This window comes from Pseudomonas sp. SCB32, from assembly GCF_009189165.1.
Taxonomy (GTDB): domain Bacteria; phylum Pseudomonadota; class Gammaproteobacteria; order Pseudomonadales; family Pseudomonadaceae; genus Pseudomonas.
On record NZ_CP045118.1, the window covers coordinates 2,880,792 to 2,896,996 of the forward strand.

Annotated in this window: 16 protein-coding genes; 8 read left to right on the top strand and 8 right to left on the bottom strand. The window is 65.7% G+C overall.

Annotation, left to right across the window (positions count from 1 at the left end):
- Positions 1-33: 33 nt before the first annotated feature.
- Positions 34-933, bottom strand: a complete 900-nt coding sequence (locus GA645_RS13500) for a LysR family transcriptional regulator (protein WP_152223532.1) — start codon at positions 931-933, stop codon at positions 34-36.
- Positions 934-1,123: 190 nt separating this feature from the next.
- On the opposite strand from GA645_RS13500, the gene GA645_RS13505 reads away from it, so the two are divergent.
- Positions 1,124-1,564: a DoxX family protein gene (locus GA645_RS13505; RefSeq protein ID WP_152223533.1), complete on the top strand. Its 441-nt coding sequence runs from the start codon at positions 1,124-1,126 to the stop codon at positions 1,562-1,564.
- A gap of 76 nt (positions 1,565-1,640) precedes the next feature.
- Positions 1,641-2,564 carry an NADP-dependent oxidoreductase gene (locus tag GA645_RS13510; protein ID WP_152223534.1) on the top strand — a complete coding sequence of 308 codons (924 nt, stop codon included), beginning with the start codon at positions 1,641-1,643 and terminating at the stop codon, positions 2,562-2,564.
- An 11-nt stretch (positions 2,565-2,575) separates the two neighbouring features.
- Here the strand turns inward: GA645_RS13510 and GA645_RS13515 are convergent, their stop codons facing one another.
- Positions 2,576-3,502 (bottom strand): LysR family transcriptional regulator, encoded by a 927-nt coding sequence (locus tag GA645_RS13515; protein ID WP_152223535.1) that lies wholly within the window; start codon positions 3,500-3,502, stop codon positions 2,576-2,578.
- A 143-nt stretch (positions 3,503-3,645) separates the two neighbouring features.
- Between GA645_RS13515 and GA645_RS13520 the strand changes: the two genes are divergently transcribed.
- From GA645_RS13520 to GA645_RS13530, 3 genes are all read left to right on the top strand, one after another.
- Positions 3,646-4,497, top strand: coding sequence for a pirin family protein (locus GA645_RS13520; RefSeq protein ID WP_152223536.1), 852 nt, complete (start codon positions 3,646-3,648; stop codon positions 4,495-4,497).
- A 25-nt stretch (positions 4,498-4,522) separates the two neighbouring features.
- The gene (locus tag GA645_RS13525) at positions 4,523-5,101 is read left to right on the top strand and encodes an NADPH-dependent FMN reductase (protein ID WP_152223537.1); all 579 of its coding nucleotides are present in this window, start codon (positions 4,523-4,525) and stop codon (positions 5,099-5,101) included.
- Positions 5,102-5,212: 111 nt separating this feature from the next.
- On the top strand, positions 5,213-6,649 hold the full coding sequence (locus tag GA645_RS13530; RefSeq protein WP_152223538.1) for a DHA2 family efflux MFS transporter permease subunit: 1,437 nt from the start codon (positions 5,213-5,215) through the stop codon (positions 6,647-6,649).
- A 25-nt stretch (positions 6,650-6,674) separates the two neighbouring features.
- Here the strand turns inward: GA645_RS13530 and GA645_RS13535 are convergent, their stop codons facing one another.
- Entirely contained in the window at positions 6,675-7,595 is a 921-nt protein-coding gene (locus GA645_RS13535; RefSeq protein WP_178119541.1) for a LysR family transcriptional regulator, read from the bottom strand.
- Positions 7,596-7,719: 124 nt separating this feature from the next.
- Here GA645_RS13535 and GA645_RS13540 point away from each other — a divergent pair, with 124 nt between their 5' ends.
- Positions 7,720-9,144 carry an aldehyde dehydrogenase family protein gene (locus GA645_RS13540; protein WP_152223540.1) on the top strand — a complete coding sequence of 475 codons (1,425 nt, stop codon included), beginning with the start codon at positions 7,720-7,722 and terminating at the stop codon, positions 9,142-9,144.
- 55 nt (positions 9,145-9,199) lie between these two features.
- On the opposite strand, the gene GA645_RS13545 is transcribed toward GA645_RS13540, so the two are convergent.
- The 3 genes from GA645_RS13545 to GA645_RS13555 form a co-directional block, all read right to left on the bottom strand.
- Positions 9,200-10,789, bottom strand: a complete 1,590-nt coding sequence (locus GA645_RS13545; protein WP_152223541.1) for an MFS transporter — start codon at positions 10,787-10,789, stop codon at positions 9,200-9,202.
- A gap of 74 nt (positions 10,790-10,863) precedes the next feature.
- Positions 10,864-11,277, bottom strand: a complete 414-nt coding sequence (locus GA645_RS13550; protein ID WP_152223542.1) for a DoxX family protein — start codon at positions 11,275-11,277, stop codon at positions 10,864-10,866.
- 123 nt (positions 11,278-11,400) lie between these two features.
- Positions 11,401-12,294, bottom strand: coding sequence for an AraC family transcriptional regulator (locus tag GA645_RS13555; protein ID WP_152223543.1), 894 nt, complete (start codon positions 12,292-12,294; stop codon positions 11,401-11,403).
- A gap of 100 nt (positions 12,295-12,394) precedes the next feature.
- Between GA645_RS13555 and GA645_RS13560 the strand changes: the two genes are divergently transcribed.
- Complete coding sequence (locus GA645_RS13560; RefSeq protein WP_152223544.1) at positions 12,395-13,150, top strand: SDR family oxidoreductase; 756 nt, start codon at positions 12,395-12,397, stop codon at positions 13,148-13,150.
- An 11-nt stretch (positions 13,151-13,161) separates the two neighbouring features.
- Here the strand turns inward: GA645_RS13560 and GA645_RS13565 are convergent, their stop codons facing one another.
- A complete protein-coding gene (locus GA645_RS13565; protein ID WP_152223545.1) occupies positions 13,162-13,905 on the bottom strand; it encodes a class I SAM-dependent methyltransferase in 744 nt (247 codons plus the stop codon).
- A gap of 159 nt (positions 13,906-14,064) precedes the next feature.
- Here GA645_RS13565 and GA645_RS13570 point away from each other — a divergent pair, with 159 nt between their 5' ends.
- Positions 14,065-15,099 carry a GGDEF domain-containing protein gene (locus tag GA645_RS13570; RefSeq protein WP_152223546.1) on the top strand — a complete coding sequence of 345 codons (1,035 nt, stop codon included), beginning with the start codon at positions 14,065-14,067 and terminating at the stop codon, positions 15,097-15,099.
- 56 nt (positions 15,100-15,155) lie between these two features.
- On the opposite strand, the gene GA645_RS13575 is transcribed toward GA645_RS13570, so the two are convergent.
- Positions 15,156-16,112 carry a helix-turn-helix domain-containing protein gene (locus GA645_RS13575; protein ID WP_152223547.1) on the bottom strand — a complete coding sequence of 319 codons (957 nt, stop codon included), beginning with the start codon at positions 16,110-16,112 and terminating at the stop codon, positions 15,156-15,158.
- Positions 16,113-16,205 lie beyond the last annotated feature (93 nt).

The following is a 16,205-nucleotide window of genomic DNA, read 5'->3' on the forward strand; positions in this document are numbered from 1 at the left end:
ACCTTTTCGATCGAGAATCTGGAATAGCCGCAGTCATGCGGGATGCTCACCGAAATGCTCGATCAGCCATCGCGCAGCAGGCCCGGGGGGCGTATCCGTGCGATAGATGGCGTCGAAACGGTAGATGCCGCTTTCGCAATCCGGCATCCCGAGCCGCACCAGGCGGCCGGACGCCAGGTCATCGCGAACCATCGGCAGTGGCATGTTGCCCCAGCCAATCCCTTCCTTGAGCAGTATGTGCTTCGCTCCCAGGTCCGCCAGGCGCCAGGTCCTTGTCCCGATGACCGCGAAGTCCTTGCCCTCGGTCAGGGGGGAACGGTCCGAAAGCACCAGTTGGACATGCTCGCGACCGGCGCCCGGGGCATTCATTGGTTTCATCGCCAGCGGATGGCTGGGCGCCGCGACGGGGACCAGCTCGACACTACCGACAGCGATCCGCTCGATGCCATCGATGCTGCCCTCCAGCGGGCCGCTCACCCCGACGCTGGCTCCGCGATTGAGTACGAGCTGGGTGACCGCACCCAGGGCCTCCATGTGCAGGTGCAGGGACACTGTCGGAAAGTTCTCCTGGAACGACTTCAGCGCCTCGACCACGCGCTCGGCGGGCAGCATCACGTCGAGCACCACGTGAAGCTCCGCCTCGAGACCGTACAGCAGTCCCTTCACCTTGGCTCGCAGCCCGCTGACGCCATTGGCGATGGTGCGCGCCTCGGCGAGCACGGCGCGGCCGGCATCGGTCAACTGGGGCTTGCGCGTGGTGTGCCGGTCAAAGAGCACAACGCCGAGCTGCATTTCCAGATTGGCGATCGAGTAGCTGACCACCGAGGTGGCTCTGCTCAGTTTGCGTGCCGCTGCGGCAAAGCTGCCGACGTCGACCACGGTAAGGAATACGCGCAGTTGATCGAGCGTCGGTGTACCGGGGTCCGAGATCATGGTGGTTTCCTTGAACAGGCACGAAGTACCCGTGTGGTGAGAGTCACTGGATGGGGAGAACAAACATTTCCAAATTCTAGAACGTAATCGTCGAAATTAGCCGGCTATTCAGATGTTAGGGCGGGTGACAGACTTTTTCCCAATGCGGCGCTCCATGGTGGATGCGCCCATCTCTGATGGAAGAAAAACCATGTCCCACACTGCATCGACCACTCCCCATGACACTCCTGAACTGTCCCGCGACCTGGCTGCCACCAGCACGGCCGCGCTGGTTGGCCGCGTGCTGATCAGTGCCATCTTCATTCTCTCCGGCCTCTCCAAGCTGGGCGCACCGGCGATGATGATCGGCTATATCGGCTCGGTCGGCCTGCCATTCCCGCAGCTGGCGCTGGTAGCGGCCATCGCCATCGAGGTCGTCGGCGGCATCGCGTTGATCGCCGGCTATCGCACTCGCACCGTTGCGTTGCTGCTGGCCGCGTTCAGTGTGATCACCGCGCTGGCGTTCCATAACAACCTGGGCGACCAGAATCAGTTCATCCACTTCTTCAAGAACCTCGCCATGGCCGGCGGCCTGCTCCAGGTCGCCGCGTTCGGTGCCGGTCACTTCAGCCTCGACGCCCGCCGTCGCTGAGCCCATGGCGCCGCGTCAGCTCGAAGCTCGCGGCGCTGGTTTGTTCTCTTCTTTCGCCACGATGCCAGGAGTCCCGATGAAGGCCATACGAGTACAGGAGTACGGCAACCCAGCAGTACTGCAACTGGAAGAGCTTGACGATCCCATCGCAGGGAGGGGCGAGGTGCTGATCGAGGTGGAGGGTGCTGCGGTTAATCCGATCGACTGGAAGATTCTCTCCGGCTCGAAAAAAGCAGTGATACCACTCTCGCTGCCTTACACCCCCGGCGTTGAAGTCGCTGGTACCGTTGCCGCGATCGGCCGCGACGTTACCGACTTTGCGGTGGGGGATGCCGTCTTCGGCTTCATCGGCATCGCAGGCGGCTATGCAACCAGGGCTGTCGCGCCGACAGAGCGGTTGGCATTAGCTCCACGCAGCCTCTCCATGCTGCAGGCAAGCGGCGTGGCGGCGACGGCACTTACCGCCTGGCAAGCGCTGCACGAACACGCCGGCATTGAACCAGGGCAGACTGTGCTGATTCATGGCGCCGCAGGCGGTGTCGGAAGCATGGCCGTACAGCTGGCCAGAAATGCAGGCGCCACCGTTATTGCCACGGCATCCGCGAGTAACCATGCCTATCTGGAAAATCTCGGCGCGAATCAACTGATCGACTACCGTCGCCAGGCTTTCGAGAAGGTGGTCGCGAAGGTGGACATCGTGCTCGACCTCATCGGTGGCGAGACCCAGGAGCGCTCATGGCAGGTCCTGAGACCCGGCGGAGTTCTGGTTTCGCCGGTCAGCGCGCCGAATCCGGAGTTGGCCAGAGTTCATGCGGTGCAGGCGAAACACTTCGCCACGCGTCCGGATGGCAAGCAGTTGGCTGCTATCACGGCGCTGTTTGACGCAGGTCGCCTGTCGATTGAAGTCGAAGCGTTCGCTCTCTCACAGGCGCACCAGGCCTTGGAGAAAAGCATGGCGGGGCACGCGCGCGGCAAGATGGTGCTCGATACCCGCCGGTGAGCAGGGGATCGCTAGTGTTCGCTGGCGTGTCCCGATGAGGGGATGACCTCGGTTTCGCCCAGTTTCTTCAGCAGGAAGTCAGCGAAGACCGCAACCGCAGGGGGTATTGGCGGGCGGCTGGTGAAGACCAGCTGCAGGCCGAGCTCGGAACTCTCGCGCCGGTAGTTCGGCAGCACCCGTACCAGTTCTCCCTGTTCGATGAAGGGCTCGGCAAGCAGTTGCGGCAGCAGCGCGATGCCCAGTCCGGCGATGCAAGCCTGCTTCAGCACGCGCATGTCGTTGGCCGCGAAGCGGCTGTTGATCGCCACTTCCTGGCTACCGCGCGGCCCCTGCAGGCGCCAGGTGTTGCGGCCCTGGCGATTGGCGATGGTCAGGCAGTCGTGCTCGGCCAGCGCGCGCAGCGTGCGCGGGGCAGGGCGCCGCTGCAGGTAGGCGGGGCTCGCGGCGAGGATCATCGCGTTCGGCGCCAGGCGCCTCACCCGGAAGCCGCTGCCGGTCTCGATGCCGCTGCGCAGGGCCAGATCGACGCGTTCGGCAACCAGGTCGGTCGGCGTGTCGTCGAGCAGGAACTCCAGGCTGATGTCCGGATAGCGGGCGTAGAACTCGTTCAGCCACTCCAGGGGAAACAGCTCGAACAGGGCGGCCATCGCGGTGACGCGAACCAGGCCGGAGGGCGCCTGCTTGTCCGCCGTGCGCCGCTCGATCTCGAAGATCTGCTCCAGCGCCGGCGCACAGCGGTCGAACAGCGCCTGGCCGTCGGCGCTGGTCGAGAGCTTGCGCGTGGTGCGGTGCAGCAGGCGCGTGCCGAGCTGGCCTTCGAGCTGGTCGATGCGCCGGCTCAGGGTGTTCGCCGGCATCCGCAGGCGCCGCGCCGCTTCGGAAAAACTGCCGGCGCGGACGACGTGGACGAACAGCGCGAGATCATTCAAATCGAGCATGGGATTGCGTCCAAAAGTGGATTAATCAAATCCTATTTTTCCACCTAGTGCCGAGTGGTTGCAATCCACATACTGGACCCATCGCACAGCCGGCGGCGCTTCCAGGGCCGCCTTCGTGCCAAGTCGGATAGCTGGAGGCCCCCATGAGCGCCGTAGTCAAAACCTTGCCCATTCCCGTCGAGGGTCGCCGCGGGATCGTCCTGCGCACCCGTGGCGAGACCCACGGGCCGATCAACCGCCTGATCAACGCCACCGACGTAGGCCGGTTGACCAAACCCTTCGTGTTCCTCGACCTGGTCGAGTCCGAGGACCCGTTCGGCAAGGCCGGCACCGGCTGGCACCCGCATTCGGGGATCGCCACGCTGACGCTGGTGATGGCCGGGCGCGGCCGCTTCTTCGAGTCCACCGGCAACGAGGGCGCGATGAAGGCGGGTGACATCGAATGGATGAGCGCCGGCAGCGGCGTTTGGCACAGCGGTTACGCGCTGCCGCCGGTCAAGGCTTTCCAGCTCTGGGTCGCCTTGCCGACGGAGCGCGAGCTGACACCGGCATTCAGTCAACACCTGAGCGTCGACGATATCCCCACCGACGGCCCGGCTCGGGTGCTGCTCGGCCGCAGTGGCGGGGCGGTCAGTCCGATCGACGCGCCAGCGGGCATCAACTATTTCGTCGTCCAGCTCAAGGCCGGCCAGCGCTGGACCTACCAGCCACCGCCCGGCCATCTGGTTGGCTGGATCGCGGTGATGGATGGCGCCGTGCGCACGCCCGAGCCGGTGGGCAAGGGAGAGCTGGCAGTGTTCGAGCATTCCGATGCGGCGCTGGAATTCGAAGCCGTGGGCAATGCGCGCTTCGTGCTCGGCACTGCCATCCCGCATCCCCACGAACTGCACCTTGGTTATTACTCGGTCCACACCAGTCGCTCGGCCCTGATCGAGGGCGAGGGCGAAATCGCCCGTATCGGCCGCGAACTGCGCGCCAAGGGCGTACTGGGCTGATCCTTCCACTCAACCGGAGCACATCATGACTGTCATTTCCGTCATCGTCGGCAGCGTCCGCCAGGGACGTCTTGCCGAGAAACCCGCCCGCTGGATTCTCGACCACCTCAAGCAGCGCGACAGCGTCGATGCGCGCCTGCTGGATCTCATGGACTACCCCATGCCGTTCTTCGACGCGGCCTATCCACCGGCGATGCCGGGGCGGCCCGCCTACGAGCACGAGGTCGTGCAGCGCTGGACGCAGGCCATCGCCGCTTCCGACGGCTTCGTCATCGTTACGCCCGAGTACAACCACGGACCCTCGGCGGTGCTGAAGAACGCGCTCGACTGGGTGTACCCGGAGTGGAACCGCAAGGCGGTCACCTTCGTCGGCTATGGCGGTGTCGGTGGGGCCAGGGCGGTAGAACAGTTGCGCGAGATCGCCGTCGAGCTGCAGCTCGCGCCGACCCGCTCGGCCGTGCATCTGCCGGCGGCGGCGCTGTACGCGCACTTCCAGGGCCAGGACATCACTCCGCACCTGGCTGCGCTGGACGACGCCGCCAACCAGACGATCGATGATCTGCTGTGGTGGAGCGAAACGCTGAAGGCCGCACGGTCACGTTGACGTTCGGCTGACCAGGCAAATGCGGTGTCGCGAGGCCCATGCCCGTGACACCGCCACTCGTGAATTCCGCAGGCAGGCGTGAGTCGCCCAGCATCGGACAGGAGCAATTTCATGACCCAGGTTCTCGACGAACCCAAGCGCTGGCTCGCCCTCATCGTGCTCTGCCTGGGCATGTTGATGATCGTGCTGGACACAACCATCGTGAACGTCGCGATGCCGTCCATCCGGGCAGACCTGGGTTTTGACGAAACCTCGCTCGTGTGGGTCGTCAATGCCTACATGCTGACCTTCGGCGGCTTCCTCCTGCTGGGGGGACGCCTGGGCGACCTGTACGGGCACCGCCGGCTGTTCCTGCTGGGTATCGCGCTGTTCACGGCGGCTTCGGCCGCGTGTGGGCTGGCGACCGCACAGGGCCTGCTGATCGCCGCGCGGACAGTGCAAGGGCTGGGAGGCGCATTGGTCTCCGCCGTTTCGCTGTCGCTGATCATGAACCTGTTCACCTCGCCGGCAGACCGGGCGAAGGCCATGGGCATCTACGGCTTCGTGGGGGCCGGCGGTGGCAGCCTCGGCGTGCTGCTCGGCGGGGTGCTGACCAGCGCGCTGAGCTGGCACTGGATCTTCCTGGTCAATCTCCCGGTCGGCATTGCGGTGTATGGCGCGTGCGCGCTGCTGCTGCCGGTGGAGCAGGCGCCGGCCAATCGAGCCAGGCTCGATGTCGCGGGCGCCCTCTGCGTGACGGCGGCGCTGATGCTGGTGGTGCATGCCGTGGTGCATGGCAACCAGGCCGGCTGGCTGTCCGCCCGGACGCTTGCCCAGCTGGGCATCGCCGCCATGCTCCTCCTGGCCTTCGTGGTCATCGAGGCGCGCGTGGCCCATCCACTCATGCTGCTGCACCTGTTCGCCTCGCGCAACCTGGCCACGGCCAACATGGTGGCCGTGCTATGGGCCGCCGCGCTGTTCGCCTGGTCCTTCATCTCGGCGCTCTACCTGCAGCGCGTGCTGAACTACGGCGCCCTGCAGGTGGGGCTCGCCTTCCTGCCGGCCAGCCTCATCATGGCGGCGTTTTCGCTGGGGCTGTCGGCCCGGCTGGTGACGCGCTTCGGCATTCGCGTGCCGTTGTCCATCGGGCTGCTGGTGGCGGCCGTCGGCCTGATGCTGTTTGCCCGCGCACCGGTGGGCGGGAACTTCGTAGCGGACGTGCTGCCGGGCATGGTGCTGATCGGACTGGGCGCGGGAGGGGTTTTCAACCCAGTGTTCCTGGCCGCAATGGGAGACGTTGCGGCGGAGGCATCGGGCCTGGCCTCAGGCATGGTGAACACGGCGCTCATGATGGGCGGTGCCCTCGGGCTGGCCATCCAGGCGAGCCTGGCCGATGCCCGTAGCAATGGCCTGGCGGCAATGGGGGTGGACGCCGTCACCGCGCTCAACAGCGGTTACCACCTGGCTTTCGCGCTGGGAGCCGTGGCAGCGGTGATGGCCGCCGCGTTGGCAGCGGCGTTCCTGCGTTCGCCCAGCCACAGCCCGGCGCACGGCGAGGCCAGCCACTAGCCTGGCCCGGCTCCGCGCCGCCTGCTCATGGTTCCCCTTGCCGCGGCGCTCCGGCCAGGCGCAGCTCGCGAGCCAGGTCGATAAGTGCGCGCAATCGCGCCGGCATGAAACGGCGTCCGGAGTAGTAGAGTCTCAGACCGCCAAACGGCTGGCACCACGGCTCGAGCACCGGAATCAGCGCCCCCGACGTCAACTCCTCGTGGATGAACCATTCCGAGATGAACCCCAGGCCCATCCCGAGCACGACGGCCCGCTTGATGGCCGGCAGCTCGTTGAGCACCATGCGCACGGGCAGTTCCATCTGCAACTTCTGACCGCCTTTCTCCAGCTCCCAGTGATAGATGCCTCCGTGCGCCATGCGCATGGCGATGCTCTGGTGCTTGAGCAAATCACGTGGGTGCCTGGGCGTGCCGTGGCGTTCGAGGTATCCGGGCGAGGCGACCACGAGCATGCGGATGTCGCCTGAAAGCGGAACCGCGATCATGTCCTGCGGCACGGACTCGGCCAGGCGAATACCGGCGTCGAAGCCGTCTGCCACGATATCGATCAGGCGCGATTCGCTCACGATGTCGATGCAGACCTCGGGATAGCGCTGGGCGTATTGGTCGAACAGCGGTTCCAGCAGCAGGGACGTCGCCCCTTGCGGTGCATTGATGCGCAGGGTTCCGCTGGGCACGTCGGGGCCGGCGCCGGCCTCTTCGCCGGCACTCTTGATTTCCGCCAATGCCGGGGCGATGCGCTCTACATAGCGCTGTCCCGCATCGGTGAGGGCCACACTGCGTGTCGAGCGATTGAACAGCCGCACCTTCAGGCGCGCCTCCAGCCCGGCCACCGCACTGCTCACCGCAGTGGTGGACATGCCCAATTCCTGCGCCGCACCCCGAAAACTGTTGCGACGGGCTACGGCCAGAACTACTTCCAGCTCGGTCATTCCTGTTCTGTGCATGGATTGTCCTGGAATTCCGGATTCATCATCAGCAAAAAGGCGTCTTATCGGAACAGTAAAGCATTCATAGACTTCCCCTCATACCGGCTTGACCTACGCGAGCCGTTCCGAAAGAGGAGCTGCCATGCAACGCATCGAACACATCTACATCAATGGCGAATTCGTCACACCGCACGGCCAGGAATGGTTCGACCTCCACAACCCGAGCACCGAGGAGGTCATCGGTCAGGTGCGGTTGGGCGATGAGCACGACGCACAGCGCGCGATCCTGGCGGCCAAGGCCGCGTTTCCCGCCTGGTCTCGCACCTCACGCGAGGAACGCATCCAGGTGCTGTGGCGCATGCACAAGGCCATTGCGGCACGGGAAGGCGAACTGATGGAGGCCATCCTCACGGAGTACGGCGCACCTGCGGCACGTGGGCGCTGGATGGCGACCTATCCGGCTGATGTCATCGCGCAGGCGATCGATGCACTGGAGTCTTTCGCCTTCGAGGAGCAGGCCGGCAGCGCCAAGGTGATCCTGACGCCGGTGGGAGTCGCAGGGCTGATCACGCCCTGGAACAGCAATGCGGGCTTCATCTGCAACAAGCTGGCCACCGCGCTGGCGGCAGGCTGTACCGCAGTCATCAAACCCAGCGAGATGAGCGCGATTCAGACGCAGATCGTGGCCGAAGCGCTGCACGAGGCCGGCTTGCCACCGGGCGTATTCAACATCGTCAATGGGCGTGGCGATGTGGTCGGCGAGGAAATCGCACGTCACCCGGACGTTGCCAAGATCTCGTTCACCGGCTCGTCCGCGGTCGGCCAGTATCTGGTGAGTGCCGGCGCCGCCACGATGAAGCGGGTGACGCTCGAGCTGGGCGGCAAGTCGCCCACCCTGGTGCTAGACGATGCGGATTTTCAGGAAATCATGCCGCTGGTGCTGCAGGCCGGCTTCCTCAATAGCGGCCAGGCTTGCATCGCGGGTACGCGTATTCTCGTGCCGCGCAGCCGGCTGGCCGAGTTCGAGGCGGTCGCGAAGGACGCGGTCGCCCAGTTCAGATCGGGCGACCCGCGCAGCGTCGATACCGACATCGGCCCGATGGTGAGTCGCAAGCAATGGGAGCGAGTGCAGAACTACATCCGCATCGGGCAGGAGGAGGGCGCAACGCTGCTCGCCGGTGGCGAAGGCCGGCCTGAAGGCCTGCACGCCGGCTGGTTCGTGAAGCCCACGCTCTTCACCCAGGCCAACAACCAGATGCGCATCGCCCGCGAGGAAATCTTCGGCCCCGTGCTGACCATCATCGCCTATGAGGATGAAGCCGACGCCATCGCCATTGCCAACGACACGAACTATGGCCTGAGCGCCCTGGTGCTGGGCAAGAGCCTGGCTCGCTGCGAACGTGTCGCCCGCCAGATCGACGCGGGCCGCGTGCTCATCAACACCCTGTCCCACGAACCGCGCGCACCGTTCGGTGGCTTCAAGCATTCAGGGCTTGGGCGGGAAATGGGCAGATGGGGTATCAGCGCGTACCTGGAACCCAAGGCCCTGGTCGCCAGTGCAGGCTGAGTCCCATCGGGGGCTTCGTTCGGCGATGGAGTGACCTGGGGGCGACTCATCCCCGTCAGGCACCCTTGAGGTAGTGGCGGATAAGGATGTCCACGCCCTGGGTCTGGAACTGGCGCGCAGCCGCTTCGATCTTCAGCTCACCACGCGTGACGCGCTGGTGGTGGCGCAGGTGCTCCAGCCAGGATTCGTCGACGAACAGCTCCAGCCACTGGCGCGGATTCTCGCTGTCCTGCACCAGCTCCCAGGAGATCGCCCCGTTGCGCCTGCGCATGCCGCGCACATCCTTCATCGCCGCCTGGAAGGCTTCGGACCTGGTCGGGTCGATGTCGTATTCCAGGGTGACCAGCACCGGACCGCGTTCCTGGTCCACGCCTTCGACGAGGATCGGCGCCGGCCAGTGCAGCGACGGCGCCAGGTCTTCCGCCTCGGTGACCGGCAGGCGGAATCGCAGGCTGGCAACCAGGCCCAGCAGCAATACAGTGCTGGCGCACAGCAGTGCGAGGGGGATCGACGCGCGGCTGGCGACGAAGCCCCACAGGGTGCCGCCGGACGCCATGCTGCCGAAGAACACCAGGATGTACACGGCCAGCGCCCGCGCGCGAACCCACGCCGGCACCGAGGTCTGCGCCGCCACCTGCAGGCTCGACAGCACGGCGATCCAGCCCGCGCCGCTGAGCAGCATCACCGGGACCAGCAGGTAGAGGTTGCGCACCAATGCCAGGGCGAGCAGCACCAGTGCATAGACCACGCTGGAGAGCACCACCAGGCGGTCGCCGCCCAGTCGTTCGCGCAGCGCCGGAAGGAACGCGGCGCCCAATACGGCGCCGACGCCGACGCTGCCCAGCAGCAGGCCGAAGTCCATGGCGCTGCCGTGCAGCTCGCCGCGCACGATCAAGGGCAGCAATGACATCCCGGCGCTGGCGCCGAGGAAGAACGCCAGCGCGCGCACCAGTACCGCCTGCAAGGGCCGGGAACTGCGGCTGTAACGCCAGCCGGCGCGCAGTGCGCCGAGCAATCGTTCGGCGGGCAGCACCGAAGACCTGGTTTCGCGCTTCCAGGCCAGCAGCACACCGATCACCGCGAAGAACGACAGTGCGTTCAGGGCGAAGGTCAGCCAGGGGCCGACGAGGCTGACCAGCACGCCGGCGATGGCCGGGCCGACCGCCCGCGCCAGGTTGACGCCGACGCTGGAGAGCGCCACCGCTGCCGGCAATTCGCCCTTGTCCACCAGCTCGGGCGTCGTGGCGCTCCAGGCTGGCATCATCAGCGCGGTGCCGATGCCCATGCACAGGGTCAGCCCCAGCAGCAGCCAGACCGTGGTCAGACCCAGCAGGGTGAGTGCCGCCAGCAGCGTGGCCACCGACGCCATCCACAGCTGCACGCCCAGCAGGTAGCGGCGTTTGTCGACGATGTCGGCCAATGCACCGGCGGGCAGCGCCAGGAAGAACATCGGCAGGGACCCGGCCACCTGCACCAGGGCGACGTTCATCGGGCTGGCCGACAGCGAGGTCATCAGCCAGCCGGCGCCGACTTCGTGCATCCAGGTGCCGATGTTCGAGGCGATGCTGGCGAGCCAGAGCCAGCGGAAGGTGGCCTGGCGCAGCGGGCTCCAGGGGGACGAGCGGGCGGTAGCGGGCTGGGACATGGCCGGCGGTCACTTTTCAGAGTGGACTGAAGAATCAGGTATAGGCGATCGATCGCCGGAGTGTTGCGGCGCGGTCAGGATAGCCACGCCGGAGTTGCCCGCGCTCCCGCGAGTCCGTTGCTCACTGACAGGCCGCCTGGCCCGGCGATGAGCAGGGTGACGAAGATGATCAGCAGCAACCAGGCGAACTGCCCTTCGGCCACGCTCCATTGCGGATGCACGAAGACCAGCGACACCAGCAGTACGCAGAGGATGGGCAGGCAGGCCAGGCGGGTCAGCACGCCGAGGATGATCGGCACCGGGCAGAGCACTTCGGCGAAGATGGCCAGGCTCAGCGTTGGAACGGCCCCCAGGTGGAACGGGTCTTCGATGACGGTCAGCTCATGGCTGAAGTTCAGCAATTTGGGCAGACCATGGACCCAGAGCAGGAGCAGGCAGCCGGATACGCGCAGGTACAGCAGCGCCCAGTCGGTCGAGGAGCGGGGCATGGCGTCACCTTCCAGTGTGGTGTGGGAGCCTATGACAATGCGCCATCTGTGCCGGGGTGTCTTGTACCTATGTGCCGGGTGTGCGGCTGGCGGGCGAGGCGATCTGTCAGCTCGCCCGGCCCATCAGTCGAGGGCGTAGCGGCTGGGCGAAATGCCGACCTGCCGGCTGAATGCCGTGCTGAAGGTACTTGCGGAGCCGTAGCCCACGCGCTCGGCCACTTCGGCCAGGCCCAGGCGCTGCTGACGCAGCAGGTCCTTGGCGACCGCCATGCGCCAACCGATCAGGTATTCCATGGGCGGCATGCCGACCTGGCTGGAAAAACGCTCGAAGAAGGACGAGCGGGAGAGGGCGGCCTCCCGGGCGAGCTGGGCGACCGTCCAGGGATGGGCGATCCGTTCATGCATGGCCTTGAGCGCCGGCGCCAGGCGCTCATCGCCCAGGCCGCGCAGCAGTCCGGGCGGTGCATCCAGGGACGGCGCCAGGCGCAGCGCCTCGATGAGCAGTACCTCCACCAGTCGCGACAGGACCAGGTCGCGCCCGGGCTTGTCCTCCGCGGACTCCTGCGCCAGGAGCCGAACCAGGAGCGTGAAGCGTTCCACGCCACGGACGTGAATCACGGCCGGCAGGATGGAAGCCAGTAGCGCGGGGTCGGAGGCGTCGATCAGGAAGGCGCCGCCCAGCAGACGAACCTCTGCAGGTCCGTCCGGCTCGCCATGCCTCACTTCCCCGGAAGAGACCGGCTCCCGTCCGGGATCGATGTGCCGGGGCTCGGCGGGCTCGAAGCCGGAAAGCGTGAAGCCTGGCGTCGCAGGCAAGAGCAGGAAGTCGCCGGACGTCAGTGTGAGCGGCTGCTCGCCGTCGACGGCGAGACGGCAGCGTCCCTCCAGCACGACGCAGAAGCTCGGATGGCCGTACTCCGAATAGCGCACCGCCCAGCGTCCGGAGCCGCTGATGCCCTTCGCGAACACCGTGCGAGGCCTGAGCAGGCCAACCACTTCCGACAATGGATCGCTCATTTCCGGACTTTGGCAAACGTAATTTGGACTTTCCAGCGTAGATCGTCCGAGCGCCCTTATCTACCGTTGGCACCTATCCATCGCCACAAGGAATCTACCGATGAAAACCGTGCTGATCACCGGCTGCTCTTCGGGCTACGGCCTGGAAACGGCCCTGTACTTCCATTCCCAGGGCTGGAAAGTCATCGCCACCATGCGCACGCCGCATACCGATGGCTTGCCCATCTCGGAGCGCTTCCGGGTGCTCGCCCTGGATGTCACCCGGCCTGAGAGCATCGCCGGGGCGCTCGCGGCCAGCGGCCCCGTCGACGTGCTGGTGAATAATGCCGGCATCGGCCTCTTCGGAGCCTTCGAGGCGACGCCCATGAGCACAGTTCGGGAGGTGTTCGAGACCAACACCTTCGGTGTGCTGGCGATGGTGCAGGCTGTCGTGCCGCAGTTCCGGGCGCGTCGCGCGGGCGTCGTGATCAATGTGACTTCGAGTGCAACCCTGGCCCCGATGCCTCTGGTGGCCGTCTACACCGCCAGCAAGATGGCCATCGAAGGATTCACGGCGTCCCTGGCCCACGAGCTGCGAACCTTCGATGTCGCGGTGAAACTGGTCGAGCCCGGCTACGCGCCGACGACCCGCTTCGCCAGCAACGGGCAGGCGCGGATGCGCAGCCTGATTCCCGAAGCCTACGCACCCTTCGTCCAGCAGGTGTTCAGCGCCTTCACCCAGGTGAGCGAGGTGACGACCGAATCCGACGTGGCGAAGGCCGTGTGGCGGGCGGCGAACGATGGGAACGACAGGTTGCGCTATCCGGCGGGAGCCGACGCCCTCGCCTTGGCCAGGATGACCGGCACGGGCCTGTAACAAGTGGGCGACTAGCGCTTCACGCAGACGAACAGTGCATTCCCGGAGGTGCCGCCCCAGGGCGTGATCCGCTCGTAGTCATGCTCGAAGACCTGCACCTCGAAAAGCGGCTGCAACAGTTGCTGCAGCTCGCTGAAGCTCAGGGCGACCATGGCATGTTCGTCCTGCCAGGCCTGGGTCACCCCGGCGGTGGTCTTCTCGATGCTCAGGCGCAGCGCCTGGCGCTCGCCTTCGCCGCTGTAGTACCAGCCGGAGCCGAAGGTGAAGTGGCTACCCTCATGCTCCACGCCATGGCGCACGAAGGAGCGATTGTCGATCTGCAGCTTGTCCACCGAGTTGAAGCAGAACACACCGTTCTCGGCGAGCGCGTCGTGCACCTTGGCCAGGCACGCCCGCAGCTGGGCAGGGCCTGCGTTGTAGTGGATCGAGTAGAGGAAGCAGGTGATCAGGTCCAGCGGCTCGTCCACCTGGAAGTCCGCCATGTCCTGTCGGCTGAACGTCGCCTCGGGGCAACGCTGCTGGGCGATATCCAGCATCGGCTGGTTGATGTCCAGGCCGGCACTGCGGTAACCGAAATCGAGGAAATGGCGCACATGCGGCCCGGTGCCACAGGCAAGGTCCAGGTGCCTGCGTCCCTGATTGCCGAACAGCTGGTGCAGCCGGCGCACACAGTGGCTCTGCGCCTGGTAGTCGATGTCGGCGCACATCAGGTCGTAGTAGGTGGACAGGTCGGTGTAGAGCGCGTTGGAGGACATAGGTAACCGGGGCGACAGGGTTTCGGCGCGGCATGGTACCTCAGCCCCGAGCGCTGTGTTCGACAGATATCGGAAAGCGGCTGGGCCCACATGGCTGGTCATGGCGAAGGTGATTTGCTATCAATCAACATGCCCATACGCCACTGTCGAAGCGCCTGCATGGACCAGATACTGTCGTTCCTGTCCGAAACCGTTCCCAAAGCCAAAAACGTAGAACAGCTCACCCGCCCCTTGCTGGCCCTGCTCGAAAAGGTGACCGGCATGGAGTCGACCTACCTGACGACCATCGACACCGAGCAAGGCGTCCAGCGCGTGGAATTTGCGCGCAACATCGGCGAAATGGCAATTCCCGAGGGTCTGGTGGTGCCCTGGGAGGACACCTTGTGCAAACGCGCCCTGGAAGAGAATCGCCTCTACTCGGACGACGTTGCGGAATGCTGGGGAGACTCGGACGCCGCCAAGGCGCTGGGCATCAGGACCTACGTCAGCGCGCCGATCACCGCCCAGGATGGCCGGGTGCTCGGTACGGTGTGTGCCGCCAGCTCATCGAAGGTCGCCCGCACGCCGGAAGTCGAGCCGATCCTGAAGCTGCTCTCCGGCTTGCTGGGGTATTCCCTGGAACGGGAGCTGCTTGTCGAGCGCCTGCAGTCCGCCAACTCGGAGCTGGCGAAGCTGGCCCTGACCGACTCCCTGACGGGGTTGTCGAACCGGCGCGCCATCCTGGGTGAACTCGAGCACCTGTTCGCGCTGGCCAGGCGGGAGCAGATGTACGTGCTGGTTGGCGTCGTCGATCTGGATGAGTTCAAGCACATCAACGATACCCATGGCCATCATGCCGGCGATGCCTTTTTGCAGGGTGTCTCCGCCCGGTTGCACGACAGCCTGCGCTCCAGCGACATCCTGGGGCGCACCGGGGGCGACGAATTCATCGTGATCGCGCTGGGAACGCCATCCGCGCAATGTGACCTGCCGACCGACATGCTGCACGCCTCCCGGCTGCTCCAGGAGCGACTGGCGAAGGCCACGGTCGGGCGTTACGAACTGGGTGTCGGGCACGGCGATATCCAGTATCGCGGCGCCAGTGTCGGCGTTGTCGCGGTGCTGCCCGACAGCGTCGACGTGGACGAGGCGATCAAGCTGGCCGACCGGGAAATGTACAAGGTGAAGCAGCAGCGCAGGTCGTCCGCGCCATAGCGGTCATGATCGATCCGCCCCTATCACCGGCAGCGTTCGATCCGCGCCCACAGCAATTAGTGCGCGTGTACGCCGCGCACTTCGCGGGCGGTGCAGCCGAACCGCTGGCGGAAGGCCCGAGTGAACTGGGCCTGGTCGTTGAAGCCCCAGTGATACGCCAGTTCGCCGATGGAGAGGTGGCAGTGCGGGTCGCGCAGCTGGCGATGCACGGCTTCCAGGCGTTGCTGGCGCACCCATTCGCCCAGGGTGTAGGGCGTGGCGGCGAAGAGCTTGTGCAGGTAGCGTAGCGACAGGCCGCAGGCGTTGGCGATGGATTGCGGGGAGAGGTTCGGATCGCCCAGGTTCTGCGCAACGAACTGTTCGACTCGTTGCAGGTGCAGGGCGCTGAGGCTGGAGCTTTCGCTGTTGAGCACGCGCTCGTCCTGTTGCAGCGCCAGCAGCAGGACGGACAGGGTCTGTTCCAGCAGCAGGTGGTGGGCGGAGGGCGGGCAGGCGTCGAAGTGGCTGGCGCACAACGCCAGTTGCTCGACGAACAGTCGGCCCAGGCCGCGCTCGGCATCGAAGCAGTAGCGGGTGTAGCGCTCGGGCCCACGCAGGTGGCCCTTGAGTGCACGCTCGGGAAGCTTGAGCACCCAGAGATCATTCTGGGCGGCGTAATGGAAGCGGTAGGGCGCGTCGCCGCGTTCGACGATGAAACCGCCCGGCGCGCAACTCAGCTGGCGGCCGTCCTGTTCGAAATGCACATCGGTACAGCGGGGCACGGTGACCAGGTAGAAGGCTTCGCGGTCTTCGCCGGCCTGCACCTTGCTGCGCGAATAGCCCAGCGTGCTGGAGCGCAGGCGGGACAGGCTGACGGGGCTGCTGGGGGTGTCCCAGACCTGCAGGTGGCCATCGAAGGGCTGGTCTCCGTCGAACTTCAGCGACAGCGGGAAGTAGGTACTGCTGATGGCCTCGGCCCAGCGCGCCTGGCGTTCATGCTGCGACCAGCGGTCGGTCGACAACTCATGGGGCATGGCGTGTCCTCGTGCTTATTGCTTTTGTGAGGACAGCGCGGCAGGTCGAGCATGCCGCGCTGTGTATCGGCCAATGATCGGCGTGAATCAGAG